This window comes from Azoarcus sp. TTM-91 (genome assembly GCF_012911025.1).
Lineage (GTDB): Bacteria > Pseudomonadota > Gammaproteobacteria > Burkholderiales > Rhodocyclaceae > Azoarcus.
This window is the reverse complement of the sequence record NZ_WUEI01000185.1, coordinates 1-5488: the sequence shown is the minus strand read 5'-3', so window position 1 is coordinate 5488 and position 5488 is coordinate 1. Positions and strand designations below refer to the sequence as shown.

The following is a 5488-nucleotide window of genomic DNA, read 5'->3' as shown; positions in this document are numbered from 1 at the left end:
GCAAAGCAAAAAGCCCCTGCAGAGAGTTCTGCAGGGGCTTTTTAAATAGTTAGTCTGACGATGACCTACTTTCACGAGAGCGCATCTCACTATCATCGGCGCGGTCTTGTTTCACGGTCCTGTTCGGGATGGGAAGGGGTGGGACCAAGACGCTATGGTCGTCAGACTTTGAAGGGGAACAAAGAGGAAGAAGTGTGAGTTGTGTGATTGCGAGGCGAGTCGGCCTCGTTAAGGTTATAGGATCAAGCCTCACGGGCAATTAGTATCGGTTAGCTTAACGCATTACTGCGCTTCCACACCCGACCTATCAACGTGGTGGTCTTCCACGACCCTTCAGGGGGATCGAGTCCCCAGGGAAGTCTCATCTTGAGGCGAGTTTCCCGCTTAGATGCTTTCAGCGGTTATCTCTTCCGCACTTAGCTACCCGGCGATGCGACTGGCGTCACAACCGGTACACCAGAGGTGCGTCCACTCCGGTCCTCTCGTACTAGGAGCAGGCCCCCTCAAACTTCCAGCGCCCACGGCAGATAGGGACCAAACTGTCTCACGACGTTTTAAACCCAGCTCACGTACCACTTTAAATGGCGAACAGCCATACCCTTGGGACCGGCTACAGCCCCAGGATGTGATGAGCCGACATCGAGGTGCCAAACTCCGCCGTCGATGTGAACTCTTGGGCGGAATCAGCCTGTTATCCCCAGAGTACCTTTTATCCGTTGAGCGATGGCCCTTCCATACAGAACCACCGGATCACTATGTCCTGCTTTCGCACCTGCTCGACTTGTCGGTCTCGCAGTCAAGCCTCCTTTTGCCATTGCACTATCAGTACGATGTCCGACCGTACCTAGGAGACCTTCGAACTCCTCCGTTACCTTTTGGGAGGAGACCGCCCCAGTCAAACTGCCTACCATGCACTGTTCCCGACCCGGATTCACGGGCCTGGGTTAGAACCTCGACGACACCAGGGTGGTATTTCAAGGATGGCTCCACCAGAACTAGCGTCCTGGCTTCAAAGCCTCCCACCTATCCTACACAAGTCCCGTCAAAGTCCAATGCAAAGCTACAGTAAAGGTTCATGGGGTCTTTCCGTCTAGCCGCGGGGAGATTGCATCTTCACAAACATTTCAACTTCGCTGAGTCTCAGGAGGAGACAGTGTGGCCATCGTTACGCCATTCGTGCAGGTCGGAACTTACCCGACAAGGAATTTCGCTACCTTAGGACCGTTATAGTTACGGCCGCCGTTTACCGGGGCTTCGATCAAGAGCTTGCACCCCATCACTTAACCTTCCGGCACCGGGCAGGCGTCACACCCTATACGTCCACTTTCGTGTTTGCAGAGTGCTGTGTTTTTAATAAACAGTCGCAGCCACCGATTCTCTGCGGCCCCTTCGCCCTTCGGATGTACTCCTACAAGCTAATGGGGCATACCTTCTCCCGAAGTTACGGTATCAATTTGCCGAGTTCCTTCTCCTGAGTTCTCTCAAGCGCCTTGGTATTTTCAACCTGCCCACCTGTGTCGGTTTGCGGTACGGTCACTCTATGACTGAAGCTTAGAGGCTTTTCCTGGAAGCAGGGCATCAACCACTTCGGAGCGCAAGGCTCCTCGTCATCACGCCTCAGCTAAGCCCGACGGATTTGCCTATCGGGCACGCCTACACGCTTAAACCGGGACTTCCAACACCCGGCTGGCCTAGCCTTCTCCGTCCCCCCATCGCATCATAGAGCGGTACAGGAATATTGACCTGTTTCCCATCGACTACGCATTTCTGCCTCGCCTTAGGGGCCGACTCACCCTGCGCCGATGAACGTTGCGCAGGAAACCTTGGGCTTTCGGCGAGGGTGCTTTTCACACCCTTTATCGCTACTCATGTCAGCATTCGCACTTCCGATACCTCCAGCATCCCTTACGAGACACCTTCGCAGGCTTACGGAACGCTCCCCTACCATGCACATAGTGCATCCGCAGCTTCGGTTCATGGCTTGAGCCCCGTTACATCTTCCGCGCAGGACGACTCGACTAGTGAGCTATTACGCTTTCTTTAAAGGGTGGCTGCTTCTAAGCCAACCTCCTAGCTGTCTATGCCTTCCCACTTCGTTTGCCACTTAGCCATGCATTTGGGACCTTAGCTGGCGGTCTGGGTTGTTTCCCTCTTGACAACGGACGTTAGCACCCGCTGTCTGTCTGCCGTATATCACTTTGCGGTATTCGGAGTTTGCTATCGCGGGGTAGATCGCAGTGACCCCCCCAACGATTACAGTGCTCTACCCCCGCAAGTGTCCGTACGACGCACTACCTAAATAGTTTTCGGGGAGAACCAGCTATTTCCGGATTTGTTTAGCCTTTCACCCCTATCCACAGCTCATCCCCTAGTTTTTCAACACTAGTGGGTTCGGACCTCCAGTGCGTGTTACCGCACCTTCATCCTGGCCATGGATAGATCATCCGGTTTCGGGTCTACGCCCAGCAACTCAATCGCCCTTATCAGACTCGCTTTCGCTACGCCTCCCCTACTCGGTTAAGCTTGCTACTGAACGTAAGTCGCTGACCCATTATACAAAAGGTACGCAGTCACCCCTTACGAGGCTCCCACTGTTTGTATGCATGCGGTTTCAGGATCTATTTCACTCCCCTCCCGGGGTTCTTTTCGCCTTTCCCTCACGGTACTGGTTCACTATCGGTCGATCACGAGTATTTAGCCTTGGAGGATGGTCCCCCCATCTTCAGACAGGATTACACGTGTCCCGCCCTACTTGTCGCACGCTCAGACCCGCCACCAATTTTTCGCATACGGGGCTATCACCCTTTATTGCCGGACTTTCCAGACCGTTCTGCTAAATTGATGGTTTAGTCGTGCAGGCTCTTCCGCGTTCGCTCGCCACTACTTACGGAATCTCGGTTGATTTCTTTTCCTGCGGCTACTTAGATGTTTCAGTTCACCGCGTTCGCTTCCACAGACCTATGGATTCAGTCTGGGATGACCCTTGCGGGCCGGGTTTCCCCATTCGGACATCACGGGATCAAAGCTCCATTGCCAGCTCCCCCGTGCTTTTCGCAGGCTTGCACGTCCTTCATCGCCTGTGATCGCCAAGGCATCCACCACATGCACTTAGTCGCTTGATCCTATAACCTTAGATCCTCTTTCGAAGACCCTGTCATAGGCGAACTCGCTTGTGCGGGCTACCACGTTGCTGGTTCGCTAACGGGTAGCCCAATGCAATCACACAACCCGTGCAACGCATCTTGCGACGCATTGCACTAACTTCTTCCAATTTGTTAAAGAGCGAACCTCTTGCGACCCTTTTCGGATCATCAAGATGTAGGGAATCAACACGCTTTTGATTGCGCTGATGCCGTACATCTCGGTATTTGGTACAAGCCTTCAGTGGTGGAGCTGGTCGGGATCGAACCGACGACCCTCGGCTTGCAAAGCCGATGCTCTCCCAGCTGAGCTACAGCCCCATTCTGATCGAGCACCTTTGAAACCGTGGTGGGTCTGGTTGGGTTCGAACCAACGACCCCCGCCTTATCAAGACGGTGCTCTAACCAGCTGAGCTACAGACCCTCTGACTTCGAGGCTCTTCGCTTGGACAACCGATAAGTTGTGGATACTTGGCCGCTGCGGCTTTTCTCTTGAAAGGAGGTGATCCAGCCGCACCTTCCGATACGGCTACCTTGTTACGACTTCACCCCAGTCATGAATCTCACCGTGGTAAGCGCCCTCCCGAAGGTTAAGCTACCTACTTCTGGTGAAACCCACTCCCATGGTGTGACGGGCGGTGTGTACAAGACCCGGGAACGTATTCACCGCAGCATGCTGATCTGCGATTACTAGCGATTCCGACTTCATGCAGTCGAGTTGCAGACTGCAATCCGGACTACGATCGGCTTTAAGGGATTAGCTCCACCTCGCGGCTTGGCAACCCTCTGTACCGACCATTGTATGACGTGTGAAGCCCTACCCATAAGGGCCATGAGGACTTGACGTCATCCCCACCTTCCTCCGGTTTGTCACCGGCAGTCCCATTAAAGTGCCCAACTAAATGATGGCAATTAATGGCAAGGGTTGCGCTCGTTGCGGGACTTAACCCAACATCTCACGACACGAGCTGACGACAGCCATGCAGCACCTGTGTCCTGGTTCCCGAAGGCACCCTCGGCTCTCACCAAGGTTCCAGGCATGTCAAGGGTAGGTAAGGTTTTTCGCGTTGCATCGAATTAATCCACATCATCCACCGCTTGTGCGGGTCCCCGTCAATTCCTTTGAGTTTTAACCTTGCGGCCGTACTCCCCAGGCGGTCGACTTCACGCGTTAGCTGCGTTACTCACAGAGTTACCTCTACGAACAACTAGTCGACATCGTTTAGGGCGTGGACTACCAGGGTATCTAATCCTGTTTGCTCCCCACGCTTTCGTGCATGAGCGTCAGTACAGGCCCAGGGGGCTGCCTTCGCCATCGGTGTTCCTCCACATCTCTACGCATTTCACTGCTACACGTGGAATTCCACCCCCCTCTGCCGTACTCTAGCCTGCCAGTCACAAGCGCAGTTCCCAGGTTAAGCCCGGGGATTTCACACCTGTCTTAGCAAACCGCCTGCGCACGCTTTACGCCCAGTAATTCCGATTAACGCTCGCACCCTACGTATTACCGCGGCTGCTGGCACGTAGTTAGCCGGTGCTTCTTCTTACGGTACCGTCATCCACTCCGAGTATTAGTCGAAGCGATTTCTTTCCGTCCGAAAGAGCTTTACAACCCGAAGGCCTTCTTCACTCACGCGGCATGGCTGGATCAGGGTTTCCCCCATTGTCCAAAATTCCCCACTGCTGCCTCCCGTAGGAGTCTGGGCCGTGTCTCAGTCCCAGTGTGGCTGATCATCCTCTCAGACCAGCTACGGATCGTCGCCTTGGTGAGCCTTTACCTCACCAACTAGCTAATCCGACATCGGCCGCTCCAATCGCGCGAGGTCCGAAGATCCCCCGCTTTCTCCCTCAGGACGTATGCGGTATTAGCTACGCTTTCGCGTAGTTATCCCCCACGACTGGGCACGTTCCGATGCATTACTCACCCGTTCGCCACTCGCCGGCGGGCCGAAGCCCCCGCTGCCGTTCGACTTGCATGTGTAAAGCATGCCGCCAGCGTTCAATCTGAGCCAGGATCAAACTCTTAAGTTTAATCCTACGGTACTCAAAGTCATCACTGACATATGAGCACTCAATCTTTGCGAAACAAATCGCCGAAGCGATCTCGCCGCAACAACCAAGCACCCACACTTATCGGTTGTCCAACTTTTTAAAGAACCGCTGCATTCGCTGCAGCAGAGAAGCGAGATTATGATCAAACTTCCTTATCTCGTCAACCCCCTGCGTTTTTTATTTTTCACTTAAAAACCGCAGAACGCCTTGCTTCCCAAGCCCTTCAGCCCCGCCGCATTTCGCTGCAGCGCTGAAGAGGTGCGCATTATAGACACCGCTCACATAACGTCAACCCT

At 54.1% G+C, this 5488-nt stretch carries 2 tRNA genes and 3 rRNA genes; all 5 read right to left on the bottom strand.

Annotated elements, in window-relative coordinates:
* Positions 1 to 52 precede the first annotated feature (52 nt).
* Positions 53 to 166: ribosomal RNA gene (gene rrf, locus GRF61_RS23115) — 5S ribosomal RNA — on the bottom strand.
* 72 nt (positions 167 to 238) lie between these two features.
* Positions 239 to 3122, bottom strand: a 23S ribosomal RNA gene (locus GRF61_RS23110).
* A 263-nt stretch (positions 3123 to 3385) separates the two neighbouring features.
* Positions 3386 to 3461 (bottom strand) — tRNA-Ala (locus tag GRF61_RS23105).
* Between the two features lie 26 nt (positions 3462 to 3487).
* Positions 3488 to 3564 (bottom strand) — tRNA-Ile (locus GRF61_RS23100).
* Positions 3565 to 3635: 71 nt separating this feature from the next.
* Positions 3636 to 5171 (bottom strand): 16S ribosomal RNA (locus GRF61_RS23095).
* The 16S, 23S and 5S rRNA genes sit together here with 2 tRNA genes alongside, the layout of an rRNA operon.
* Between the last annotated feature and the right edge of the window lie 317 nt (positions 5172 to 5488).